Annotated in this window: 15 protein-coding genes and 1 riboswitch; of the genes, 2 read left to right on the top strand and 13 right to left on the bottom strand. The window is 59.9% G+C overall.

Annotated elements, in window-relative coordinates; translation table 11 throughout:
- Window positions 1–3: 3 nt before the first annotated feature.
- From L0U79_RS09975 to L0U79_RS09935, 9 genes are all read right to left on the bottom strand, one after another.
- Window positions 4–1,644: an MASE1 domain-containing protein gene (locus L0U79_RS09975; RefSeq protein ID WP_233842101.1), complete on the bottom strand. Its 1,641-nt coding sequence runs from the start codon at window positions 1,642–1,644 to the stop codon at window positions 4–6.
- 377 nt (window positions 1,645–2,021) lie between these two features.
- Window positions 2,022–2,258, bottom strand: coding sequence for a formate dehydrogenase subunit delta (locus tag L0U79_RS09970; RefSeq protein WP_233842099.1), 237 nt, complete (start codon window positions 2,256–2,258; stop codon window positions 2,022–2,024).
- Entirely contained in the window at window positions 2,255–3,109 is an 855-nt protein-coding gene (fdhD, locus tag L0U79_RS09965) for a formate dehydrogenase accessory sulfurtransferase FdhD (RefSeq protein ID WP_233842097.1), read from the bottom strand. The genes L0U79_RS09970 and fdhD overlap by 4 nt, the downstream gene beginning before the upstream one ends.
- Window positions 3,090–6,011 carry a formate dehydrogenase subunit alpha gene (fdhF, locus tag L0U79_RS09960; protein WP_233842095.1) on the bottom strand — a complete coding sequence of 974 codons (2,922 nt, stop codon included), beginning with the start codon at window positions 6,009–6,011 and terminating at the stop codon, window positions 3,090–3,092. The genes fdhD and fdhF overlap by 20 nt, the downstream gene beginning before the upstream one ends.
- Before the next feature lie 134 nt (window positions 6,012–6,145).
- The gene (locus tag L0U79_RS09955) at window positions 6,146–7,720 is read right to left on the bottom strand and encodes an NADH-quinone oxidoreductase subunit NuoF (protein WP_233842093.1); all 1,575 of its coding nucleotides are present in this window, start codon (window positions 7,718–7,720) and stop codon (window positions 6,146–6,148) included.
- Window positions 7,717–8,223: a formate dehydrogenase subunit gamma gene (locus L0U79_RS09950; protein ID WP_233842091.1), complete on the bottom strand. Its 507-nt coding sequence runs from the start codon at window positions 8,221–8,223 to the stop codon at window positions 7,717–7,719. The genes L0U79_RS09955 and L0U79_RS09950 overlap by 4 nt, the downstream gene beginning before the upstream one ends.
- 46 nt (window positions 8,224–8,269) lie before the next feature.
- Window positions 8,270–9,916, bottom strand: a complete 1,647-nt coding sequence (locus L0U79_RS09945) for an OFA family MFS transporter (protein ID WP_233842089.1) — start codon at window positions 9,914–9,916, stop codon at window positions 8,270–8,272.
- 267 nt (window positions 9,917–10,183) lie between these two features.
- Window positions 10,184–13,411 carry a hypothetical protein gene (locus L0U79_RS09940; protein ID WP_233842087.1) on the bottom strand — a complete coding sequence of 1,076 codons (3,228 nt, stop codon included), beginning with the start codon at window positions 13,409–13,411 and terminating at the stop codon, window positions 10,184–10,186.
- Between the two features lie 34 nt (window positions 13,412–13,445).
- Entirely contained in the window at window positions 13,446–15,638 is a 2,193-nt protein-coding gene (locus tag L0U79_RS09935; RefSeq protein ID WP_233842085.1) for a TonB-dependent receptor, read from the bottom strand.
- A 192-nt stretch (window positions 15,639–15,830) separates the two neighbouring features.
- On the opposite strand from L0U79_RS09935, the gene L0U79_RS09930 reads away from it, so the two are divergent.
- Window positions 15,831–18,947: a hypothetical protein gene (locus tag L0U79_RS09930; RefSeq protein ID WP_233842083.1), complete on the top strand. Its 3,117-nt coding sequence runs from the start codon at window positions 15,831–15,833 to the stop codon at window positions 18,945–18,947.
- A gap of 19 nt (window positions 18,948–18,966) precedes the next feature.
- On the opposite strand, the gene L0U79_RS09925 is transcribed toward L0U79_RS09930, so the two are convergent.
- Complete coding sequence (locus L0U79_RS09925) at window positions 18,967–19,794, bottom strand: hypothetical protein (RefSeq protein ID WP_233842081.1); 828 nt, start codon at window positions 19,792–19,794, stop codon at window positions 18,967–18,969.
- A gap of 645 nt (window positions 19,795–20,439) precedes the next feature.
- Window positions 20,440–20,859: a VOC family protein gene (locus L0U79_RS09920; protein WP_233842079.1), complete on the bottom strand. Its 420-nt coding sequence runs from the start codon at window positions 20,857–20,859 to the stop codon at window positions 20,440–20,442.
- 300 nt (window positions 20,860–21,159) lie between these two features.
- Window positions 21,160–21,267, top strand: a riboswitch (glycine riboswitch).
- Between the two features lie 39 nt (window positions 21,268–21,306).
- Here L0U79_RS09920 and gcvP point away from each other — a divergent pair.
- Window positions 21,307–24,177, top strand: a complete 2,871-nt coding sequence (gcvP, locus tag L0U79_RS09915; RefSeq protein ID WP_233842077.1) for an aminomethyl-transferring glycine dehydrogenase — start codon at window positions 21,307–21,309, stop codon at window positions 24,175–24,177.
- Between the two features lie 77 nt (window positions 24,178–24,254).
- Here gcvP and L0U79_RS09910 read toward each other — a convergent pair whose 3' ends face one another.
- Both L0U79_RS09910 and L0U79_RS09905 read right to left on the bottom strand, forming a co-directional pair.
- A complete protein-coding gene (locus L0U79_RS09910; protein ID WP_233842075.1) occupies window positions 24,255–26,222 on the bottom strand; it encodes a M48 family metallopeptidase in 1,968 nt (655 codons plus the stop codon).
- Window positions 26,223–26,273: 51 nt separating this feature from the next.
- On the bottom strand, window positions 26,274–26,861 hold the full coding sequence (locus L0U79_RS09905) for a LemA family protein (protein WP_233842073.1): 588 nt from the start codon (window positions 26,859–26,861) through the stop codon (window positions 26,274–26,276).
- Between the last annotated feature and the right edge of the window lie 27 nt (window positions 26,862–26,888).

The raw sequence follows: 26,888 nt of genomic DNA, 5'->3' as shown, positions 1-26,888 counted from the left end.
GATTCACTCGACCCATAGCCGAATCGGCGATGCAGGCATAATCGCGCTTGGCACCTGATCACAAAGAAGCATGGAAATACGCTTGCCGTCAGGCACGGAGCGCAGATCCAACAGTCCGTCGAACACAAGCACCAGTTTGCGAGCTTCCTCGACAGTGCGAAGGCCGGCACCTAATACGTCGGCCACGCCTTCGCGTTTACTATTGGCGACGGCGTAAGCCACTTGCCGGTTGTCTTCCACACTATGGATGCGCAAAACCACCCAGCGTCGCCCCTGCCGCCGTCCGGTACGTATTGCCATCCGAATGGCGGTACAGGCTGGTGAGCTACTGAGCGCCGTCACAGCGTCGCAGGCAACGCGGTAGAGTGCGGCCTGCAATGCCGGGCTGAGAAAACGCAACTCGCGCCCCACCATATCGCAGTCGTAAATGATGCCCGCTTCACGCAGTGCCTTGCCGATGGTTTCATGCAATGCCGCACCAAGGCCCCGTTCACGCCAGGCACTGGGATACAGGCTTTCAGCAAGGTGCTGCAAGTGCCGATGCAGTCGTTCGGCCTGACTATTGAAGTACTCCCATTCCTCGCGCGCAACACAACATTTCAGCGCTTCGGTGTAATCCATGCGCAGTAGCATGCCTACACACTCCAGTGCGTGCGCAGTTCGCTGCAAGCGTTCTTCGCCCAGGGCCAGAGCGTTTTGCGCTACATCTTTGTCTTGGTGTGCATTCTGCTGGGCTCTACCGTAATCGCGCCCTTGCTCGGAAATACGTGCGCCAAAGAAATACAGGCTGGTAACCGCCATTGCCATCAGCGTTTGGGCCTGCTGGTTGAAGGGCTCGGTGCCCCAAGCAAGTAACGCACATATACAGGCCAAAGAAAGCGTTCCGCCTACTACCGAAGCGCGCCATCCGTGCTTTAGCGTCAACCATACGGCAGGCAGGAAAAGAGCCATTAATGGCGTGGCTTGCGTGCTCGCGTCGGCGACACGATACCAACCAATCAACCCCGCCAGGATCAGTACTGCAATCCCGACATCCCGTACCAGCGGATGCGTGATAGGCGTACGCAGTGGCAGTAGTGGCAAGATGTATCTTCGCCCTCGAATGCGAATCATGATGATCCACGGCACAACCAATAACAGAACAGCATAGGTACCAATGAAATATTTCATCCACGTTCCCGGAGGGATCGCGTAAGAACCGGATGGGAGGCGCACTGTCGAGAGAATGGTGTAGTTGATCGATGCCCACATCGCTGAAAGCACTAGCATGCAAGCCAGCAACCGCGTCAGATTGACCATTCCTGGCGTAGGAAACAATCCAGCACGATTGCGGAACCAGCTAATAACCGGCATAGCAAAAATGATGAGCGGAATGGAATCGAGGATGACCCAAGTGAGCCCCAAGTCACTCAGGCATTGAATACTGAAATACGTGAGCGGAAACACTTCGCCCACCACCATCGCTGGCCAGTGGCGACGCGGCGTGAGCATCAGAAATGCCACGCGCAGCCCTGCAGCGAATGGCCAAAACGTGACGGAAAGCGGCCTTATCGCGATGTACACCAATGCGTACCCCAGCGCCACCGCAACATGCGCCATCCAACGATGCGCGCGCCACTGCTTCTCGATCCAAAGTCTGAGCATGTCTCCCTCGCCCTCCGTTAAAGCCATATCAGGCGTTTCCCCGGCCTGTATGGCGTTCCATTCACTGATGACGCCCCAGCGGTGGGGCGACGATGTTCAGTGGTAACACGGATATGGCGTTTGGACCTATCAGCAAAACCTCACACGACTTGCAGGTTTTAAGCTGATTTTATTTGCGGAGGAGAAACTTCAATATGCGTAGCACTCCCGCTTGGCCGCTGAATGCGCCTCGCTCCCCTTCCCAGCCGTGAGGCTCGGTGCGCTGCGATCTACAAAAAATTAGACTACTTCACACATGTTTTATTGCTATTCCCTTTTCTAGTCGCGCGCTGTCCAAGCGGGAGTTTTCCTCGAACGTTCTTAGTATCGGAACGGCGTTACGCGCCGAGCGGCTTGCGATCCAATTCCGCAAGTTTCTCCACGCCTTTTCTCGCGAGCGGGTCCAGACCTTCGCCGCCCGCTGCAAGATGCGCCACGATTTGCTTGCGCATGCCCGGCTCCCAATAGCGTTTCAGATGCGTGGCGACGCCTTCCACGCCGGCCGCCCCATCCGGTTCTGCCGCAAAATAGTGGCTGATGTCGTTCACCATGGCGACGAGTCGTTCGATGTTCATATGAAGGGTGCTCTAGCGGCGTGAACCAGTCGCTGCGGATGACTATAAACAACATAGCTGCCTGGGCGCGCAAACCCGATCAGCGTGAGGCGCGTACTTTCGGCCAGATGAATCGCCAGGGCGGTGGGCGCGGAGATCGCCGCCATAACGGTGATGCCGGCGCTTGCCGCCTTGGTCACCATTTCATAGCTTGCACGACTGGTGACGAGCAAAAAACCACGCTCTGGATCGATGTGGTCCTTGGACATGGCGCCGATCAACTTATCGAGTGCGTTGTGACGACCCACATCTTCGCGCACCAAAACAATGAGGCCGTCGCGATCCACCCACGCCGCAGCGTGCACGGAACCTGTGGCGCGATTCACCGGCTGCGCTTCGTGTAGCGTTTCTAGCGCACGTTCCAACGCTGCAGCCTCAATCTTTGGCCCTTCGCCCACCGGCGCAGGGTGACGTACGGCATCTTCCAGCATGCGCGCACCGCATAATCCGCAGCCGCTTCGTCCCGGCAACAAACGCTCGCCGCCGACGCCCGCGCGTTGTTCGACGGCGTTTGACGAAACCTGCATCGCCAGTTCGATGCCTTCCAGTTGCGCGCGCACTTCCAGGGAAACGAGTTCTTCCGGCTTCGCGATCAGACCTTCACTCAACGAAAAACCGAGCGCGAAATCCTCCAGATCCAGCGGCGTCACCATCATCACCGCGAATGGTACGTCGTTGTAGATCATAGCCACCGGCACTTCTTCGGTGATGGTGTCACTCGTCGATTCGTGTTCGCCACGGCGATAACGATCCACGCGGCGAGTGACATAACCGCTGCCGACGACCGGCTTATCAAGGCGATTCGGCTGCATCCAACAAGGCCTGCTGTTCGTTGGAAAACGTCTGGTAGCGTTTTTGCCATTCCGACGGCTGATTCACGCGCGTCACCTGTACTGCCGTAACTTTGTATTCGGGGCAGTTTGTGGCCCAATCCGAATTCTCAGTCGTGATGACGTTCGCGCCGGTGCCGGGGAAATGGAATGTGGTGTAGACGACGCCCGGCTGCATGCGCTCAGAAATGCGTGCGCGTAGCACCGTTTGGCCCGCGCGGCTTTCGATGCCGACCCAATCGTTTTCGTTGATGCCGCGTTCTTCCGCGTCGTTGGGATGGATTTCCAAGCGGTCCTCGTCATGCCACATCACATTGGCGGTGCGACGCGTCTGCGCGCCAACGTTGTACTGACTAAGGATGCGGCCGGTAGTGAGAATCAACGGATGCTTCGCGTTGACCTTCTCCGTCGTCGGCACATATTCGGTAAGCATGAAGCGGCCCTTGCCGCGTACGAATTCGCCAACATGCATGACCGGCGTGCCTTCCGGATGCTGGTCGTTGCAAGGCCATTGCACCGAACCGAGACGATCGATTTTCTCGAAACTGATGCCGTTGAAGGTGGGTGTCAGCTGTGCGATTTCATCCATGATCTCCGACGGGTGCTGGTAGTGCATCGGATAACCCATGGCGTTGGACAGCAATTGGGTCACTTCCCAATCGGCGTAGCCATTCTTCGGTTCCATCACCTTGCGCACGCGCGACACGCGACGTTCGGCATTGACGAAGGTGCCATCCTTCTCCAGGAACGAACAGCCTGGCAAGAACACATGCGCGAACTTGGCGGTTTCGTTCAAGAACAAATCCTGCACCACGACACATTCCATCGACTCCAAGGCCGAAGTGACGTGTTGCGTATTCGGATCGGATTGGGCGATGTCCTCGCCTTCGATATAAAGCCCTTTGAAATTACCGTCGATGGCGGCCTCGAACATATTCGGAATGCGCAAGCCGGGCTCGTCATGCAGATGCACGCCCCACGCCGCTTCGAACGAGCCACGCACCACTGGATCGCTGACGTGGCGGTAGGCGGTAAATTCGTGCGGGAACGAGCCCATATCGCACGAACCCTGCACGTTGTTCTGACCGCGCAGCGGATTGACGCCCACGCCTTCACGACCGATGTTGCCGGTCGCCATGGCGAGATTGGCAATACCCATCACAGCCGTAGACCCCTGCGAGTGTTCCGTTACGCCCAAGCCGTAATAGATGGCTGCGTTGCCGCCCTTGGCATACAAGCGTGCTGCGCCACGAACCAAAGCGGCGGGAACGCCCGTTTCGGCTTCCATCGCCTCCGGGCTGTATTTGTCTTGCGCGACAAAATCGTGCCATTTCTTGTATGCGTCAGGCTCGCATCGCGCTGCGATAAACGCTTCGTCGGTCAAGCCTTCGGTCACGATGACATGCGCCAAGGTGTCGAGCATCGCCACATTGGTGCCTGGTTTGAGCTTGAGGTGAAAATCGGCCTTTACGTGCGGCGTGCGCACCAGATCGATGCGGCGCGGATCAATCACAATCAGCTTTGCGCCAGCACGCAGGCGACGTTTCATTTGCGAGCCGAACACAGGATGCGCGTCCGTCGGATTGGCGCCGATAACCAGAATCACGTCGGTCTTTTCCACCGAATCGAAGTCCTGCGTTCCCGCCGACTCGCCCATGGTGGATTTGAGACCGTACCCGGTGGGTGAATGACAAACGCGCGCGCAGGTATCGACGTTGTTGTTGCCGAAACCGGCGCGCACTAGTTTCTGCACCAGATATGTTTCTTCGTTGGTACAACGCGACGATGTAATGCCGCCGATGGAAAACTTGCCGTACTTCGCCTGCAATCGCTTGAACTCGCTGGCGACGTGCGCAATGGCTTCCTCCCAACTGACGATGCGCCACGGATCGCTGATTTTGTGGCGAATCATCGGCGTTTTGATGCGGTCGGGATGCGTGGCGTAACCGATCGCAAAACGTCCCTTGACGCAGGAGTGTCCGTGATTGGCGTGCCCGTCCTTGTTGGGCACCATGCGCACGATCTCTTCGCCCTTCATTTCGGCGCGGAAGCTGCAGCCGACGCCACAGTAAGCGCAGGTCGTAATGACGCTGTGTTCCGCTTGTCCGCGATCGATCAGCGATTTCTCAGACAGTGTGGCGGTTGGGCATGCCTGCACGCAGGCGCCGCAGGACACGCATTCGGAATCGAGGAAGCGTTCGTTCTGGCTGGCCGCCACCTTCGATTCGAAGCCGCGGCCTTGTATGGTCAACGCGAACGTACCTTGCACTTCTTCGCAGGCGCGCACGCAACGCGAGCAAACGATGCACTTGGACGGATCGAACGTGAAATACGGGTTGGATTCGTCCTTCGGTGAGAACAGAGGATTGTCGACCCTTTGAGAAGTGCGACCATGGATGGCCGCTTTTTGATCTTCGCGCGCAGGGATGCGCGCATAAACATGATTCGCGCCGTCGTAGCCGTAGCGCACTTCGCGCAAGCCCACGACACCGGCCATATCTTGCAATTCACAGTGACCATTGGCGGGACACGTCAGGCAATCCAACGGGTGATCGGAGATATAAAGCTCCATCACGCCACGACGAATATCAGCAAGCTTCGACGTCTGCGTACTGACTTTCATACCTTCGGTGACAGGCGTGGTGCACGACGCCGGATACCCTTTGCGCCCTTCGATTTCCACCAGGCACAATCGGCAGGAACCGAAGGCTTCCAACATGTCGGTCGCGCACAGCTTGGGAATGGCGATGCCCGCCTGCGCGGCCGCGCGCATCACCGAGGTGCCTTCCGGCACGCTGATGCTGCGGCCGTCGATCGTCAGCGCGACCTGTTTCTCCGATTTGACGGCAGGTGTGCCGAGATCGATTTCGACGATGGAAAGCATAATGCGTTACCTCCTCAACATGACGTAGCCCCTCTCCCCTTCGGGGAGAGGGGTTGGGGTGAGGGGCCAAGGCTTGCAGGGAACATCAACGAAACCATGCTTTTCACCTGCAAACTTGCGGCAAGACTGGCCCCTCACCCTGCCCTCTCCCCGGAGGGGAGAGGGTTCAAACCATTTGCGAAATCTTCATGAAAATGGTCGAGTGCGCTGAGCACCGGGAATGGCGCCATGCCGCCAAGCGCGCAGAGCGAACCGGCCACCATCGTTTGACAGAGATCGCGCAGCAATTCTTCGTTGCGTTCGCGTTCGGCCATGTCACCTTGAACGATGCGGTCGATTACCTCAACGCCGCGTGTGGAACCGATACGGCACGGCGTGCATTTGCCGCAGGATTCGATGGCGCAGAATTCCATGGCGAAGCGCGCTTGCGCCGCCATATCGACGGTATCGTCGAACACCACCACGCCACCGTGGCCGACCATGCCGCCGATGGCTGCAAACGCTTCGTAATCGATGGGCGTATCGAGTTGCGACACCGGAATGTAAGCGCCCAACGGGCCGCCGACCTGTATCGCTCGCACGGGTCGACCGCTCGCTGTGCCTCCGCCGTAATCTTCGATCAATTCGCGCAATGTCAGGCCGAAGGCGCGTTCCACCAAACCCGGACGCTTGATATTGCCGGCCAGCTGCAGCGGCAGCGTGCCGCGCGATTTGCCCATGCCGAAGTCGCGATAAAACGCGGCGCCGCGATCCAGAATGATGGGCACCGTCGCCAGCGTGATCACGTTGTTGATTACCGTCGGTTTGCCGAACAAACCCTGGATCGCAGGAAGCGGCGGCTTGAAACGCACTTGTCCGCGTTTGCCTTCCAGACTTTCCAGCAACGAGGTTTCTTCCCCGCAAATATAGGCGCCGGCGGCCATACGTACTTCGAGATGAAACACCTTGCCGCTGCCGCAAATGTTGTCGCCCAGATACCCGCGCGCCTTGGCGGTGTCGATGGCAGCTTCCAAAGCGCGCTGCGCATGCGGATATTCGACGCGCAGATAGATGTAACCGCGCGTGGCGCCCACCGCGAGCCCGGCGATTGTCATGCCTTCGATCAGCACGAACGGATCGCCTTCCATGATCATGCGATCGGAGAAGGTGCCGGAGTCGCCTTCGTCGGCGTTGCATACGATGTATTTTTGATCGGCGTTCGCATCGAGGCAGGTTTTCCACTTGATACCTGCAGGAAACGCTGCGCCGCCGCGGCCTCGCAAACCCGAATCGGTGACGGCTTGCACGATGGCCGAAGGCGTCATCGTCAAGGCTGCCGCGAGGCCGCGATAACCTTCGTGCGCCAGGTAATCATCCAAGCTGCGTGGATCGACGACGCCCATGCGCGCGAAAGTGAGGCGTTGCTGGCTCTTCAGCCAGGGAATCTCGTCGACCGGCCCCAACGCCAGCACATCGTCGCCACCGTGCAGAAAGTCGGCGTCGAACAAGGCGCCGACATCGCCGGCTTGCACGGGGCCGTAAGCGACACGCCCATTCGATGTTTCCACTTCCACCATCGGTTCAAGCCAATACAACCCACGCGAACCGTTGCGCACGATCCGCACATCCTCGTTGCGCACCGACGCCGTGGATTCAATCGCTTTGGCCACTTCGTCGGCGCCCAACGACAGCGCGCTGGCGTCGCGCGGTACGTAAACGGTGATACTCATGTCGCCTCCGACTGCGACTGCAACCATGCGTCGAAACTGTCGGGCGTCACGCGGCCTTTCAATTCATCGTCGACCATGATGGCAGGCGAGCATGCGCAGTTGCCAAGGCAATAGACAGGTTCCAGCGTCCAGTTGCCGTCTGCAGTGGTTTCATGGAAATCCACGCCCAAGCGTTCTTTCACATGCTGCGCGAGTTTCACCGCACCCATCGATTGGCACGACTCCGCGCGGCAGAGATAGATAACGCGCTTGCCGGCCGGACGCGTGCGGAAAAAGTGATAGAACGACACCACACCATGCACATCCGCACGCGAGAGGTTCATCTCGCGTGCGATCAGTGCAATGGCATCCTCGGGCACGTAGCCCAAGGATGCCTGGATGCCATGCAGAACCGGAAGCAATGCGCCGGGCTCATCCTTGAGTCGACCCGTGACATCAAGTACCGCATCGCGAACCGCTTCATCGATCGGCGGTAATGCGGCGACGTTCTTGGCAGGTTTCATAGCGTGTGTCTCTTTCCAACCTCGGCGCAATCGGCGCACATCATCCTTAGAACAGCGCGGCCGCTTTGCTGAGCGCGATCCATACGCCAATCAGGAACGGAACGCCTACCAATGCCCAGGCGATCACGCCCACGATACCGAATCCGCCGCGAGCCGCCTGATCGGCGTTGGCCGCGACCGTAGGCGCCTCGTGCTGCAGCGAACGCTCGTGCGCGAGTTCCTCGTCGGTCATATGGTGCTCTTCCTTGACCGGCCTGACCATTAAATTGGCGATAAGGCCAATCAGCAGCAAAGCGGCCAAAATGTAGAGCGTGCGGTCGTACACCAGATTCTTGGCGACGCCCGCGTCCAACTGCGCCTGACGCACCGCCGCGATCAAGAAAGGCCCCACCACACCCGCAACGGACCATGCCGTCAACAGACGACCATGAATGGCGCCAACCATTTGCGTGCCGAAAATATCCGCCAGATAAGCCGGCACCGTCGCGAATCCGCCGCCGTACATCGAAATAATCACGCACACGGCAATCACGAAAACGCCCGCCAAGCCCATATGACCGAGCGTGGGCAGACTGCAATACAGCACGATGCCCAGCAGGAAGAAGACGACATACGTCGTTTTGCGTCCGATAAAATCCGACGTCGACGCCCAGAAGATGCGGCCAAGGCTGTTGAACAAACTGAGCAGACCCACCAGTCCCGCCGCCGACGCAACGATCGATGCTTTCTGCGCTGCCGTCAGCGTGGTTGCCGTATCGAGGCCGAGCAAACGCGCACCGAATACTTCCTGGAACATCGGGCTGGCCATGGCCAGCACGCCGATGCCGGCGGTCACATTCATGCACAACACGATCCACAGCATCCAGAATTGCGGCGTTTTCCAGGCGCGATTCAAATGCACGTGCTTGGTGGTGATCAACTTGTTGCCGGTTGTTTTGTCCCCCGTCCAACCAGTCGGTTTCCAGCCGCTGGGCGGCACGCGGAATCCGAACGCGCCGGCCGACATGGCGAGGATGTAGATGACGCCCATCACCATCAGCGTGCTGGCGACACCGGCGATTTCGCCGTGCGCGAAACGCGCCATCAGCGCCACCGCAATCGGCGCACCGATCATCGCGCCGCCGCCGAAACCCATGATCGCGAAGCCGGTCGCCAAACCACGGCGATCCGGAAACCATTTGATCAAGGTGGAAACTGGCGTGATGTAGCCAATGCCAAGTCCGATGCCTCCCAATATTCCGCAGCCGAGAAACACCAGCCACAACTGATGCATCGACACGCCGATGCCGCCGACGACCAAACCGCCGCCCCAGCACAGCGCCGCGTAAAAGCCAGCCTTGCGCGGTCCGGCATGTTCCAGCCAGCCGCCCCAAATCGCCGCGGAAATACCGAGCATGGCGATAAAGGTTTCGAAAATATGCGTGACCGCAGGCACGGTCCAATTGCACGATCCGGCAAATAACTGCGCGAAAAATCCGAGGCTTTCGCAACTGGCCGCCCCCGGCACCAGTTTGCTCATCGGCAACCAGAACACCGAAAAACCGTACGCCATGCCGATGCACAAATGGATCGCCAAAGCCGCCGGCGGCACCAGCCAGCGGTTAAAACGTGGACCTGCGATGGTGCGCTCCCTCGCGAGCCAACCCGGCGCAGTCCCCCTGGACGCCGCTACTGCTTCAGGTACGACAGTCATACTTGTCTCCCTCACGTTAGCTTCAAACGACCGGCCCGCCGCGATTGCGACTAGCTCGACTGTAGCTTAAATGCGGAAAAACAAACGTTGACGATTATGACAACTTACCGCTGCGCAACATGTCGTCGCCCATCCTGCAGATGGAATCGCGCCAAGCACGCGTTTATTAGTCTTTTTTATGTCACCGAAACGCATGCACGACCGTAAAAACGGTCGTGCAGTGCAATATCAAACTTAGGCGATAAAGCAGTACGCAAAGTGCGGCTATCAGGGAATGTCATCCGAGTCGCCCGACGCTTCGGCATGAATCTGATTTGCCGCTGGCACCGTAAGTGGCTTAATGCCTGCCGCTTTCAGGTGCGTGTTGAGCGTCGGCAGATCCGTGCCACGAATGGACTGCCATTGCGTGGTGGCCTTATCCAGGCTCGCCTTGTACTGCGCGTACGCATCGCGCTGACCATCCGTCGGCGCACGATCCGCACCTTCCACATCGGTGGCGATGCCGGTAAGCGCGTCGTTCATCGCTTCGAGGTTGGTGGACGTTTCCGCGTCGCCCGACACCAGCGGATCGGTCTTTTTGCGGAATGCGTCGATCTCGTCGTGCAACGCTTTGTGTGCTGCATCGTCGCCGAGTTTTTTCTCCGCTTGATCGAGCTGATCGCGCACCGCGTCGATTTCGCCGTGAGCTTGCCAAATCTTCTGCAGCGAGTCGCCGACTTCACGCGAGAACGCCAGACCTTGCGCGAGCGCGTTCTGATCGAGCGTGACGCGCGGATCCATCGTGACATTCAACGGCGCGCGATACGCATGACCGTCGACTTTGAGCACCACTTCGTATTTGCCTGGCGACACCAGCGGACCTTCGGGCGTGAGCGGCGTATCCGAATCCCACGTCGCCGCGATGCTGTAGCCGTAGAGCAATGCATCCGGGCGCGGATAACGCAGATCCCACACGAAGCGATGCGCACCGGCGCTGGTGCCCAAGGTTTCGGGCGAACCCAGCCAGCCTTTCTGGAAGTAGCGTTCAGCCGGCAAATGATCCGGTTTATCCGCGCTGGAATAGTGACGCACCACTTTGCCGTCGCTATCCAGAATATCGAGCGTCACGGCGCCTTTCGTCGCGCTGGCTAGGCGATAGTCGATGATCGCGCCGGCAGGCGGATTTTTGCCGAGCGGCTCGTCCGGCGGCAGCGGTGTGTCGCGATTTTCGTTGGCTCGCACGCGTACGGCCGTGGCAGGCGTGTAAAGCACAGTCTTACGTGCGTCGTTGTTGGCTTGGCGCAGCGGCGTAATGTCGTCGAGAACCCAGATCGCGCGACCCTGCGTACCGACAATCAAATCGTCGCCGTGTACTTGCAGATCGCGCACCCACGCCGTAGGCAGATTGCGCTGCAACGATTGCCAATGATCGCCATCGTCAATCGATACGAACACGCCACGATCCGTGCCCGCAAACAACAAACCTTCGCGTTGCGTATCGGCGCGCACCACGCTGACAAAGTCATCATTCGGCAAACCGGCGGCAATATCGGTCCACGTCTTGCCGTAGTCGTGCGTGCGGTACACGTGCGGACGGAAATCGTCCTGACGATGATTGTCGACCGCCGCATACGCCGTGCCCTGCTTCACGGCGGAAAGATCGAGCGAACTGACAATGCCCCAACTCGGCAGATCCTTCGGCGTAACGTTCTGCCAGTTCTTGCCGCCGTCGCGCGTGTACTGGATCGATCCGTCGTCAGTGCCGATCCAGATTTCGTCGTTGGTGAATGGCGAGGGCGCGATGCTGTAAATCACGCCGTAGCCGCAATCGCGCGCTTGTTGCGCAGTTGGGTTGCCGTTACAGCCTTCGGTTGCGCCTTGCTTCTTCGCGCTGAGATCGGGACTGATCACATCCCAATGCTGACCTTGGTCGGTGGTACGGAACAGCACCTGCGCGCCGAGATACAGCGCGTAAGGCGCTTTGGCGGAAAACGCGATTGGCGTGATCCACGTGTAGTGGTATTTAAAATTCGTGGGACGTTGGCCATAGCTGTTGACCGGCCACGGCGTGACGTTCTGCACCACGCCTGTATCGCGATCCCAGCGCGAGACGCGGCCGCCGAGCCCGGAACCGAACACAATGTTGGCGTTGTCTGGATACGGCACGTCGTAATCGCGTTCGTCGCCGCCGACGGGGCGCCAATCGCGATAGGAAATCGAACCGTAGTCGCTGCGGCTGGCGATGCCTACCGTGCCCGAATCCTGCTGTCCGGAATAAATCCAGTAGGGAAACTGATTATCGGTTGCGATGTGATAGAACTGCGCAGTCGGCTGGTTGTACCAGCTGCTCCAGCTTTTGCCGCCGTTGACGGTGACGACCGCACCTTGGTCACTCGCTGCGATCATGCGTTGCGAATTGCGCGGATCGATCCACAGGAAGTGGTAATCGTCGCCACCGGGCGCGCCTTTGAAAATATCCCAATGCTTACCGCCATCGTCGGAGCGACGAATCGATTGTCCGGCTGAATAAACGACGTTGGAATTTTGCGGATCTACGGTCAGGCGACTGAAGTAATCGTTCGGCAACCACGATTCATGACTCACCGCTTGCCAGTTCGTGCCGCCATCGTCGGAGCGATATAGACCGCTATCCTTGTGCGAACTTGCGCTGTGCACCACAGCATAGATGCGATGGCCGCTCGTCGTGGCTAGACCGATACGCCCAAGCGAACCGCTCGGAAAGCCGTTGCCGGTGATGCGCTTCCACGTCACGCCGCCATCGGTCGATTTGTACAAACCGCTGCCCGGCCCAGCGTTCGGCTGAAAGTACGACAGCCAGGGATAATTGCGCACCTGCCATGTCGCGGCGTACACGATGTTCGGATCGGACGGATCGGCCTTGATATCCACCACGCCGGTGTCGGCGTCGACGAACAAGGTTTGCGTCCAAGTCTTGCCGCCATCGGTCGAGCGATAAACGCCGCGCTCTTTATTCGGCCCGAAATAATGACCGAGCGCACCAACGAGCAGCGTGTTCGCATCGTGCGGATTCACCACGATCGCGCCGATATGTTTGGTGTTTTCCAGACCAATGTGCTGCCACGTTTTACCGCCGTTGTCCGAGCGATACATGCCGTTGCCGGCGGCAACGTCATAGCGCGCGGCGACTTGTCCCGAGCCCGCATAAATAACGTTGGTGTTGGACGGCGCAACCGCAACCGCGCCGATAGGCGCCGCGCCCACGTTATCGAACGTCGGCGACCAGGTGCGACCCGCATCGGTTGACTTCCACACGCCACCACCCGCCGTTCCAATATAGAACGTATCGGGATTGCCGGGATCGCCCGCCGCCATCGTCGCCCAACCGCCGCGGAACGGTCCGACCAATCGCCACTGCAGCGCAGCGCTTGCGTCGTTCGACGTCGGCGCAGCAGCCGCATGCAAGGGAGCGGCGCTGGCGAGCAGCCATGCGCAGGCTATCGCCGAAAGAGGCCGAAGAAGAACGCGTGTCGACATGATGTGCTCCCGCTGCAATAAATGGATTAGCGCGCTAATAGCTCAGCGCGAAGCCGGTGTACCAGGTTCTGCCAAAAGCCGGTTCCAAACCGTTTTGCCAAACACGATCGAAGTAACGACGATTACCCAGATTGCTGATGCCCGCAAGCAAGCGCAACGAACGGTTCAACTGCCAATCCGACGCGACGTCCACCACGGTATACGCGGGAATGCGCGCCGGCATATACGTTTGGCCGCTGCCGTAAGCCTGATCGGAATCCTGCCAATATTGCGCCGCCGAAGACACGGCCGTCAGGCTGAGCTTGACGCGCTCATTGCGCCAGGTTACGCCAGTCTTGACGAGATACGAAGGCGAGAACGCCGGCGTCTTGCCCACTTGCCCCGGAATGGCGCTGGCGACGAATCGCGCATTGAGCAAACTGCCGTTGACGAAGGCTTCGAGGTGTTGCCCTTCGCTGGCCCATTGCGTCGGTGCGAAGAAATCGTAATCGAGCTGCGCTTCCAATCCGCGACTGCGCGTGTTGCCGGTATTGACGTCGATGGTGTCGATCGCATTGATATAACGCGTTTCCAGTCGATTCCGGAAATTGATCCAGAACAGACTGACGTCGTAATACAAACCGGTGACCGGCGCGCCATGCACGCCCGCTTCCCACGACACCGATTTGGAAAGCTTCGCGGCGTGCCCCGGCACCAGATTGCTGAAAGGCGATGCGATATCGAAAAAGCGCAGCGGACGCCAGCCTTGCGATACGTTGAAATACGTCTCGTTGCCGTGACCGAAATCGTTGCCCAGTCCTAGGCCGAACAACGGCAAGTGGCGTGTGTCAGCTTCGTGGATGTAAGGCCGCGACAGGAACGGCGGACGCACGCTCTCGTCCACTGCAATGCGTTCGTGCTCCAAACGCACGGAAGGCACAAAATGAATGCGATATGGCAAGCGGAACACGTTTTCTGCGAACAACGATTCGTATTGCGAGCTTCGACGTTGACTCAACACCGGCTTGCCGCTGTGATCGTCGGGTGCAACGAGTAAATCCGTGCTGCTCCACTGACGGAAAGGATCGCTTCCATGGAACACCACGGCGCCAATCGTGAAAGCGTTCCCCTGCCCCCAATGCTTGCGCAAGCGAACGTCCGCGCCCATGGTGCGGAAGGCTTCGTCCTGCAGCGTCGTTGTGCTCGGCGCCGCTTGTCCAGGCAACTGCGCCTTTGCTGCGCGACTAACCAGGTCCTGATACGTAAACCAGAGCTTGGCGTCCAGCGACCAGTCATTGCCGAAATCGTGCGTATGACCAAGCACGAGTTGATCGCGATTAACCCAGTCGCGGTTGTAAGGCGTGGTGACCGTGCGCGGATCTTCTCGCCACAGCGTGTAACTCAACCGTCCCGGATCGCCGGAGACCGCGCTGATCGCGTGGAAATCCATGTACCAGAGCTGATGTTCGTCGGGACGATAGCCGACGTACAAATCGGCCTGGCGATTCTGCGAACCGTCGTTCGCGCGCGTGCCATCGCTATGTACATAACCGGCATCGGCGCGAAACGCCCACTGACCTTGATTGCGCTCGATCACGTTGTAGCTGGAAAACAAACCGTGCTCGCCGACGACGTTCTCCGTGCTGACCGTGAGCGGCGTACCGGGCGCGGGACGCTTGGACACCAGATTGATTACCGGCGCCGGCTCAGGTCCGTAGAGCAAACTGGAGCCGCCGCGAATCAGCTGCACTTCCGAAAGACTTTGCGTCATCGGAAACGCGTACAGCGTCGGAAAGCCGATCCAGTCGCCTTCCATCGGAATGCCATCCTGCATCACCAGCACGAATTCCGATTCCTGCGGATTGCCCACGCCGCGATAGCTGAGATTGAACTGCGTCGGCGTCGGCTGCTCGGAAACCAACACGCCGGGCGTGCGCGCGAGCGTCTGATTGAGGTTATTGCCGATGACGGTGGGCTGGTTTTCCAGATGCGTCACCGTGGTTTTCTTGGTGACGGTGATCTTCGGGCCGTCCACTTCCGGCATCTGATACATCAGCTTGGCTTTTTGATACTTGCGCCAGTCGTTCGCCCGCACGTTCACGGCGGGGAGATTGGTGGCTTTATGGCTGGACTGGCCCTGGGTGGCATCGTCGTCTTGGGCAGACGTTGTCGATTGCGCTGCAACAGACAAGGAAATCAACGACATCGACAAAGCAAACGGCAACACGGCGCGGCGCAGAAGCAACATGCGGCATCCAGGTAACGGCGGGGTAGCCGCCTCTTATCGCGCAATGACAGTTCCATGACCATATGCCATCCGTTTACCCGGCGACGAGCGACCTATCCGCGTCGGCCGCAGCAGCATGCGTTATGGTCTGACTTTATGCGGCGCTCGCCGCGAATCAGCGCTATTCCGTTCACTCCCCAGGGAATTCCAATCATGCACTTGGGTCGTATCGCCCTGTTTACGTTGGGCATATCCTCCGCATTGGCCGCGCAAGCGGCCGTCGATCCGTCTCAATTTCAAGACTTGCACTGGCGCCTGGTCGGTCCGTTCCGCGGCGGCCGCGTGCTGGCGGTAAGCGGCGTTCCCGGCGACGACCGGCATTTCTATTTCGGCGCGGTGGACGGTGGTGTGTGGAAGACCGACGACGCCGGCCGCACTTGGCAACCAATCTTCGACGACGAACGCGTGGGCTCGATCGGCGCGCTCGCTGTCGCGCCGTCGCGTACCGACACCGTGTATGTCGGTAGCGGCGAAGCGGATATGCGCTCGGATATCGCGCACGGCGACGGCATGTACAAGTCGACCGACGCCGGCAAGCATTGGAGTCATATCGGCCTGGAAGACAGCCGACAGATCGGCCGCATCCTGATCGATCCGAATAATCCCGACGTGGTGTTTGTCGCGGCGCTTGGTCACGCGTATGGCCCGAATGCCGAGCGTGGCGTGTTCCGTTCGACCGATGGCGGCCAGCATTGGGACAAGGTGTTGTTCAAAGACAACGACACCGGCGCCATCGATATGGCGTTCAAGCCCGGCGATTCGAAGACGGTCTATGCCTCGCTGTGGCAAACGCGTCGTCCGCCGTGGAGCGTGTATCCGCCGTCGAACGGGCCGGGCAGCGGTCTCTATGTCTCGCACGATGGCGGTGCAAACTGGACGCAGATTCAAGGCAACGGCTTCCCTGCGCACCCAGGTCGCATCGGCCTGGCCACAGCGCCGAGTCAGCCCGATCGCGTTTATGCATTGATCGATGCGCCAGATGGCGAAGGCGGTCTTTACCGCTCCGACGATGGCGGCGCGCACTGGAAACACATCACCGACGATCAACGCATCTGGCAGCGCGGCTGGTATTTCAATCGCATGGCCGTCGATCCCAAGAACGCAGATCGCGTGTACGTGATGAACACCATCGTGTTGCGCTCGGATGATGGCGGCAAACAGTTCATCGCCTTGAAAGGCGATCCCACCGGCGACGATTTTCATGAAATGTGGATCGACCCGACCAATCCGAATCGCCAGATTCTCGGCGTGGATCAAGGCACGTTGATCACGCTCAACGGCGGCGCCACGTGGAGCAGTTGGTACAACCAGCCCACCGCGCAGATCTATCACGTCGCCACCGACAATCGCTTTCCGTATTGGGTGTACGGCGCACAGCAGGACTCCGGCGCGGTGGCGCTGCCTAGCCGTTCCAGCAGCGGCAACGGCATCACGATGCAACACTTCCACGAAGTCACGCCCGGTGGCGAAAGCGACATGATTGCGCCCGATCCGGACGATCACGACGTCGTTTACGGCGGTCGCGTGGACAAGCTCGATATGCGCACGGATCAGGTGCGCAACGTCGATCCAACCCTCGCCTACCCGGCTGCGCATTACCGCGCGGCGTGGACGCTGCCGCTTACCTTCTCCAAGCGCGACCACAAAGTTCTGTACTTTGCGAACCAGCGTCTATTCCGGACAGCCGACGGTGGCGATCACTGGGCGCCGATCAGTCCTGACTTGACGCGTGAGGACGCGGGCGTGCCCGCCAATCTCGATGCCACCACGGCCTCCGACGACAATCATGTCGACAAGCGCCGCGGCGTGATCTACACGATCGCGCCCTCGCCGCTTACTGCGCAAACGTTGTGGGTGGGTACTGACGATGGCCTGGTGTGGCGTACGGATGACGAAGGCGCGCATTGGAACAACGTGACGCCGACGGCACTGACGCCGTGGTCGAAAGTCGGCGGCATCGAACCATCGCATTTCAGCGGCGACGTGGCGTATCTGGCGATCGATCGCCATCGCCTCGATGACGATGCGCCGTACATCTATCGCACCGCGGACGGCGGCAAGAACTGGACGCGTATCGACGCCGGTATTCCCGCCAACAGCTTCGTGAATGTCGTGCGCGAAGATCCCGTGCAAAAGGGATTGCTCTACGCGGGTACGGAGAAAGGCGTCTACGTGTCGTTCGACGATGGCGGTCACTGGCAATCGTTGGAGCAGAACCTGCCGTCGACGTCCGTGCGCGATATCGACGTGCATCAGGACGACTTGGTGATCGCCACGCACGGCCGCGGTTTCTGGATCATGGACGACATGACCGCGCTGCGCCAAATGAGCAACGCGAAGACGACGGCCGTCACGCTGTTCAAACCGACCGATGCCTATCGCGTGCGCCACGCCTTGTTTACCGGCACGCCGTTCCCGAAAGACGAACCGATGGCTGAGAATCCGCCCGATGGCGCGATGATCGACTACGCGCTTCCGGCGCACGTCAAAGGCCCGGTGACGTTGGCGATTCTGGATGCTCAGAACAACCTCGTGCACAGCTTCAGCAGCGATGCCAAAGCGCCGTCGCTCGATCCGGCCAAACTCGAAATCGCGCCGGAATGGGTGCACATTCCTACGCCTGTACACACCACGCCGGGCATGCATCGTTTCGTATGGAATCTGCGTTACGCCAGCAAGACCGGCAAGCAAGGTCGTCGCGGCAGCGATGGCGTGTGGGCGCCGCCGGGTTCGTATACCGTGGAACTGACGGTGGACGGCAAGCACTATCGCCAGCCGCTCGTCATCAAACCGGATCCGCGCGTCAACGTTTCCGTGGCGGCGATGCAGCGTGAATTCGAGCTGGCGCAAAAAGTGGAAGACACGTCGACCAAGGCATCCAAGGCAGGCGACGAAGCGAAGACATTGATGCAAGCCCTCGACGCGCAACAAGCGCATGCGACCGGCGCGCTGCATGATCAAATCGCGACGTTGATCGGACAGGTTTCCGATCTCTCCGGCTTGCCGTTGCACGCCGATCCGCGCAACACCATCGGCGCGGAACCGCGTCGCACGGATAGCCTGCGTGCGCTGTCGATGGATCTGGAAAAGCTGCTCAGCGCCGTGGATGGCGCAGATGCCGATCCCAGCGCCGATGCGCAGACGTCCTACACGACGTTGTCGCACACCTTGGACACTACGCTCGATGCGTGGCAGCAGTTGAAGCAGCACGATTTGGCGGCGCTCAACGACAAGCTCAAAGCCGCCGGAAACAAACCGATCGCGCTGTAACGTTTCGGTCTGGCGGCGCTCAGCGCGCCGCCAGACGCGCCTGCACTTCTGCATAGATACGCGCACGCTTGGCGGAAAACCAGCCAAGCACGCCGGTCACCGGCATCGGTTGCAAGCCGGCCAGACGCGCATGCGCCACGCGCAGCAGATGCGCGCCATGAAATTCGGCGAACGCTTCCGCAAGTTCAGGCGTGTGGAAAGGGGCTTCCACGTATTCGTCCATCGCCGTACCGAGAATCGCGGCCGCACGTCGTGCGATATCCCGATTGGCGCGCACCACCTGGGAATCGCCGAAGCCGGCGTCATAAGCCGCCTCGATGGCGCGAATGAGCTGATGGAATTCCGTGGCGTGCAGCGGGCGCAGATAAATCGGCGACTTGGCGCGCGCAAGCAGCCACGTTTGATCCGCGCGCGTCAACGCACCGGAGTTGGTAGTGGCGATGTCCAGCGCGGTGTTGTAGCCGTAGCCGTACTCGTCCATCAATTCGATAGCGAGCTCTTCGCGCACCATCGGCTCGGCGCGACGCGCGCCATCGCGTCCATACCAGCGAATGTATTCGGGGGTGACCTGATAAAAACTGCCGCGCGGCGGACGGTTGAAGATGCGATCTTCCACGTCGCCATGCAAATGCAGTTGCACGGCTTTGACGCCCGCAGCGCGCGCGGACAATACGCGATCCATCAGCACTTCGGCGGTAACCAGATCGTGGTGGTATTCGCCGAACAAGCTGTCGTCGTCGACATTGCCGAAATAGACGAAACGAATGTGCCGCACCACGCGCGCAGCGCGACGCGCCCGCTTGGCGGGATCGTGCAGACGGCGTTTCCACACATGATTTCCCGACACGGCTTGAGCACCATGCGCGGTAGGAAGATCGCTCAGCAATTTGCCTACTTCCCGGTCGGATACGGCGGCGGTATTTACCGCACCGTTATCGAAAGACCGTTTTGAATAATCCGATTCACACACACCGACACCCTCGCACTGCAAGCGCGCGGCGACACTCGCCGCTATGTGACGCGTTGAAGAACTGCCAGAACATTCGTTGCGCGCCTCGGCAGCGCGGTGTTGCTTAACTGAATCGCATGGCCGTACACGGCCGCGCGCGCCGGAGCACACTGCTCCAACACGCTGCGGACAGCTTTGCGAATACCTTCGCCGTGAACGGATCGGCCGACGGGGAAATCGGCGGATACCTCAAACTCCATGCCTCAGGAACAGCCCGAATCCCATCTCCATGGCACGCGAACGCGCCACGCGGGATCCTTTGGAGCCTGTTAGCCGCCGTGCAATCCGAGACGAAAGCCGAGGGGGAATCGCTTCGTGGGACTGCACGCGCTCATGTATCTCGTTTGCGGTACCGCCAAACGAACCGTGAGCGACCTGGGAAGCGGTCATTATAACGAGTACTAGTTCACAAACGTTAAATTCGTGACCTATGGCCCATGCTTTTCATGGAATACGTATGCAAAAGCCCGGCGCATCGATCGCTTATTTCGCGGGCGGGCCTTTCAATTCCACCATGTTTCCTTGCGGATCAAAGAGATAAATCGACGGACCTTCGCCTTTCGCGCCGTAGCGGTTGCCGATCTCGCCCACATGCACGCCGTGCGCCTTTAGGTGCGCCACGATGGCGGCTTCGTCGTAACCGTCCACGCTCAGGCACAGGTGATCCATGTTGTGCCCTTCCGTGCCCGGGCCTGCGCCGCCGTGGCGACCGAGTTTACTGTCTACGCTGACCAGATCGATCAGCGATTGCCCTGCGCGTAGCTGCACCAGGCCGATGTCTTCCTGGCGGCGTTCGACGGTGCAACCCAGCACGTCGCAATAGAACGCCTGCAGGGTGGGAACGTCGTAGGCGCGCAGCACGATGTGATCGAGTTGTTCGAGGTGGAAAGGTGGTTTGTTCATGTTTGCTACTCGCCGAAAACTGCTCCCTCTCCCCTCCGGGGAGAGGGTCGGGGTGAGGGGCCACGCTCGCGACGATGCCGGCGAGCACGATAAATCACCGCCTTTACTGTTGCGTGCGTCGATGAAATTTCAAGGCGAGATTGGCCCCTCACCCCCTCCCTCTCCCTGGGGGGGAGAGGGAGCAACGAGCTGCGGCACGAGGTATAATTTCTCCCTTGATGTACATGGTGGGAGAAGCGGGCAAACACCCGCTGCCGAAGGCGCAACGCCCGTAATCGCTCAGGCTCCATACCGCCGTATACCCAAGACTCTGGAGAGACCGGTTGAATCCGGCGCCGAAGGGGCACGAAGCACAGGCGCAAGCCTTTCCGCTTCCAAACTCTCAGGCAAAAGGACAGAGGGGCGCCCCGCGTGCGGCCTGCACGCGTTTTTCGGACGCCCCATGCCATGAGTCAAAACACTTCCCCTTCGCTGCGCGAACTCGAGCACCATCACGCTTTTATCGAGCGCCACATCGGCCCGAACGACGCCGAGATCGCGCAGATGCTGCATGTGATCGGCCACGGCTCGTTGGAAGCGATGACCGACGCCATCGTGCCCGGTCAGATCAAATCGCAGCAGCCGCTCGCATTGCCCCCGAGCATCACGGAAGAGGAAGCGCTGGCGAAGATCCGCACCATCGCGGACAAGAACAAAGTCTTCAAGAATTTCATCGGCCAGGGTTACTACGGCACGCTGACGCCGAACGTCATCCTGCGCAACATTCTTGAGAATCCCGCGTGGTACACGGCCTATACGCCGTATCAGGCGGAAATTTCGCAAGGCCGCATGGAAGCGCTGATCAACTTCCAGACCATGGTGGCCGACCTCACCGGCATGGATATTTCCAACGCGTCGCTGTTGGACGAAGCCACGGCGGCGGGCGAAGCGATGACGCTGGCCAAGCGTTCGGCCAAGTCGAAATCCAATGTCTTCTTTGTCGCCGACGATGTGAATCCGCAAACGCTGGAAGTGCTGCATACGCGCGCAGATGGCGTGGGCATCGAGGTACGCGTCGGTCATGTGTCGGAAGCATCCAGTGCTGATTGCTTCGGCGTGTTGCTGCAATACCCGAACACCTACGGCGAGATTCAGGACTATCGCGCGCTCGCCGACGCGGTGCATGCGCGCGGCGGCATCGTCGCCGTCGCCACCGATCTGCTCGCATTGACGTTGATCGCCTCGCCCGGGTCGTGGGGCGCGGATATCGTGATCGGCAACAGCCAGCGCTTTGGTGTGCCGTTCGGTTTCGGCGGTCCGCACGCGGCGTATCTGGCGTGTCGCGATGCGTACAAGCGCTCGATGCCGGGCCGCCTGATCGGCGTGTCGGTCGATGCGGAAGGCAAGCACGCGTATCGCCTTACGTTGCAGACCCGCGAGCAGCACATCCGTCGCGAGAAAGCGACGTCCAACATTTGTACCGCGCAGGTGCTGCTGGCCGTGATGGCGAGCATGTACGCCGTGTATCACGGTCCGGAAGGATTGCAGCGTATTGCGCGCCGCACGCATCGTCTTACGGCGATTCTTGCCGCCGCATTGCGTAGCGCCGGCATGACGGTGAGCGGCGATTTCTTCGATACCTTGCACATCACCAACGTCGACGCCGACGCGATTCACGCGAAGGCGGTGAGCAAGGGCATCAATCTGCGCCAGATCCACGGCCAGAGCGTCGGCATCAGTCTGGACGAAACCACCACGCGCGCCGATGTGAAAGCGCTGGCCGATTTGTTTGGCGCCGACCTTGGCGACATCGACGAACTGGACGCCAGCACGCCGAACGCCCTGCCCGCCAATCTGGTGCGCAAGGAATCGTTCCTGCAGCATCCGGTGTTCAACACGCATCACAGCGAGCACGAGCTGCTGCGCTACATGCGTTCACTCGCCGACAAGGATCTGGCGATGGATCGCACCATGATCCCGCTGGGCAGCTGCACCATGAAGCTCAACGCCACCGCGGAAATGATTCCGGTGACGTGGCCGGAATTCGGTCAAATCCATCCGCTCGCGCCGGCCGATCAGACGCAGGGCTACAAGCAGCTGATCGACGAACTCGAAGCGATGCTGGTGGAGTGCACCGGCTACGACGCGGTGAGCCTGCAGCCGAACTCCGGCGCGCAAGGCGAATACGCCGGCCTGCTCGCGATTCGCGCGTATCACCGTTCGCGCGGCGACGATAAACGCGATATCTGCCTGATTCCCGAATCCGCGCACGGCACCAACCCGGCATCCGCGCAGATGTGCGGCATGACAGTGGTGGTGACCAAGTGCGACAGCAACGGCAACGTCGATGTCGAAGACATTCGCGCCAAGGCGGAGAAGTATTCGGATCGCCTCGCCGCGTTGATGATCACCTACCCGTCCACGCACGGCGTGTTCGAAGAAGACGTGGTGCGCATCTGCGAGATCGTGCATCAACATGGCGGCCAGGTATACACCGACGGTGCGAACATGAATGCGCTGGTCGGCCTCGCCAAGCCCGGCAAATGGGGTTCGGACGTCTCGCACCTCAACCTGCACAAAACCTTCTGCATTCCGCACGGCGGCGGCGGTCCTGGCGTCGGCCCGTGCGCGGTGAAATCGCATCTCGCCCCATTCTTGCCGCGCACGCTCAACGGCGAAGGCAAGGTAGGCATGGTCAGCGCGGCCAGCTTCGGCAGCGCCAGCATCCTGCCGATCAGCTGGATGTACATCACGCTGATGGGTCAGCAAGGTCTGCGCAAAGCCACGCAGGTGGCATTGCTCAATGCCAACTACATCGCCAAGCGCCTTGAAGCGCATTACGAGACGCTCTACACCGGCCGCAACGGCCTGGTGGCGCATGAGTGCATTCTCGATCTGCGTCCGCTCAAGGACAGCACCGGCATCAGCGCGGAAGACGTGGCGAAGCGCCTGATCGATTTCGGCTTCCATGCGCCGACGCTGAGCTTCCCGGTCGCAGGCACGTTGATGGTGGAACCGACCGAAAGCGAATCGATGCACGAGCTGGATCGCTTTATCGACGCGATGATCCAGATCCGCGACGAAATCCGCGCCATCGAAGACGGTCGCCTGGATCGCGAAGACAACCCGCTCAAGAACGCGCCGCACACCGCCACCATGGTTACCGGCACCGAGTGGACGCACGCTTACCCGCGCGAGCTGGCTGCGTTCCCGCTGCCCAGCCTGAAGCTGCAGAAGTATTGGTCCCCGGTTGCGCGCGTGGACAACGTCTACGGCGACAAGAACGTGATGTGCGCGTGCATCCCGATCGACGACTACAAGGAAGAAGCCGAGGCTTGATCTTATCGGCGACGAAAAAAAGACCCCGCCTAAAGCGGGGTCTTTTTATTTGCGACAACGCGAATCCTAACGCGCGCTCACGCCGCTTCGGATAGTTGCGGCACCGGACAATGCAAGCTCGCGCATACCACGCGCAGTAGTTCCTTCTCGGTCGATGTCACTACTCCATCGGCTTGAATTGCACTTTGGAGACTCTGGATCACGATCTCTTTGGCCACGGGAAGCAAGCCATCCAGATCGTCCAACGCACGATCCAACTTCGGCTGCCATTCCATGGGTAGCGTCTGCCACTGGAAGGTTTCGCCCGGGAACGCCTGGTTCATCGCGGCAAGCCATGCGCGCCGCGCCGATGCGTCATCGCTGCCGCCATAAACGGCCACCACCGCGCACACCAGAGACAGGCTTTCGCGACACGCCGGTATTTTTTTCTTGCCTTCCACCGGCGCGCTGCGCGGCTTGGCGGCCTCGCGAAGATACATGCGCAACAGTCGCACAAGGCAATAGTCGTCGAGCTCGACTTGCGGATCGATGCCGACGATCGCTTCGAGTGTCGTACTCAAGGTTTCCAGACGACCTTCAGGCAGTTGCTTCAATGCAGGAAACGCCAAGGCGATAAGCGGCATACGTTGCGCCGCCGGCAATGTCATTTCATCGGTGACAAGCGCATCCGTGGCGCACAACACATCGTCGCCGAATGCATTGGCAATGAAACGCCGTTGCCGTGGGCGCAGTTCTTCGTGTTCGGACATGGCCAACGCCAACGCCAAAGCGAGCGCCGATTCGGGCTTTCGCGCCGCTGCGATCAGACTCGACGGCATGCTTTGGCGAACGGCACGCGCCTGTTGGAAATTTGCAGCCGGGGCAACATTCGAAGGCGCGGAAGCGGCTGCAACGACTGCGACCGCCGGCACCACCGCCGTCGCCACGTCGGCGCCGCCCGGCCACTCCAGCGGTGGCAACTCTTTCTTCGCCGGCGTGGCATCGTCGTCGCTCGTCGCAAGACCGTGATAACCGTTGAGACCGCCGCGCAGCGATTGCTCCAGCGACAACAGTTGCTCTTCGCGAAACCAAGGTTCAAGCACGCGAATGCGCTGCATAAGCGGCGGATGCGTGGCGAACCACGAATTGAACGGATCGACATCGCCGAACATCATGTGCGCGACTTCGTGCCGGTTATCCACGTCCAGCAAAGAACCTTCGGGAACCACCGCGATTTTCTTCAGCGCACCGGCGATACCCGCTGTCTGCCGCGTGAATTGCACCGCCGATGCGTCGGCCAAGGCTTCACGCTCGCGCGCCACCGCGGCTTGGATCAAGCGCCCGAAGAAATAGCCGATCGATCCGATAACGATAAAACCCAGGCCCAGCACGTAACCCATGACTTTGCGATCAGCGTCGCGCTCGGAGTCGTCGAAGCGGCTGCTGCCACTCCAGCCGAACTGCCGGCCGATCACCGATAGCGCCATGATGCCGTACAACAATCCCATCAGCCGAATGTTCAGTCGCATGTCGCCATTGAGCACATGACTGAATTCGTGCGCGATCACGCCTTGCAGCTCATCGCGTGTAAGGTGATCCAAACAGCCTTGCGTCACGCAGATCGCAGCATCGGACGCCGAATAGCCGGCGGCGAACGCATTGATGCCTCGTTCCTGCGGCATTACATAAATATCCGGCACCGGCGTGCCGGAGGCGATCGCCACTTCTTCGATCACATTGCGCAATTGCTTGAGCTTCGGATCGGCGACGTCCGGCGGCACCAACACGCCGTCGACGTCCTCGGCGACCGCCGAGCCACCTTGCGAAAGACTTCGAATGCGATACAACGCGCAGCCGAAAATCACCGCCAACACGCCAAGCGTGGTGAACGTGATCAGCCGGCGCTGATACACACCAAGATGATCCCCTCTGATCCAGGGGTGACCGAACACCGTGAACACAAAAAAATCCACGGCGAAAACAATCGCGATAACGGCCAACGCGAACAGCACCACGAGTACGCGTGTGCTGCTGCGCACCTTTGCTTGTCTGGCAAAGAAATCCACGGCGTATTCCCCCAGCGAATCGACGCGATCCGACGTTTTGCGTCGAGCTGATTAGCTGAAAGAGACCTTGGGCACTTCGCGTACCGTCTTGTCTTCGATATCCAACGGATGCGCCTCGGTAAAACTGAAGCTGCTGGCGATAAACGAACCCGGGAAGACACCGCAACGGTTGTTGTACGTCATCACCGAATCGTTATACGCCTGACGCGCAAACGCTACGCGGTTTTCGGTGGAGGTGAGTTCTTCGGACAATTGCTTGATCGTTTCGTTGGCCTTGAGGTCCGGATAGGACTCGCTCACCGCGAACAGTCGACCGAGGCTCTGCGTGAGGCCGTCTTCGGAATCCGACAATTGCTGCATCGCTTGCGGATCGCCCGGATTGCGCTTGGCTTGCGCCAAACCGTTGACCGCCGTATTGCGCGCCTGGATCACGGCTTCGAGCGTGCTGTGTTCGTGCGCGAGATACGCCTTGGCGGTTTCCACGAGATTGGGAATCAGATCGTGGCGACGCGTGAGCTGCACGTCGATTTGCGCAAATGCATTTTTGTAACTGTTACGTGCGGTCACCAGTCCGTTGTAAAGACCAACCACGTAGACGACGGCCACCACGATGATGGCGAGAAAAATAAACAAACCCATTGCACTCCCCCTGTAGGCGTTCCGGGC

It is taken from the genome of Dyella sp. 2HG41-7 (genome assembly GCF_021390675.1).
Taxonomy (GTDB): domain Bacteria; phylum Pseudomonadota; class Gammaproteobacteria; order Xanthomonadales; family Rhodanobacteraceae; genus Dyella_B.
Note: the sequence above shows the minus strand (reverse complement) of the source record. Positions and strands in the feature narration are given on the sequence as shown.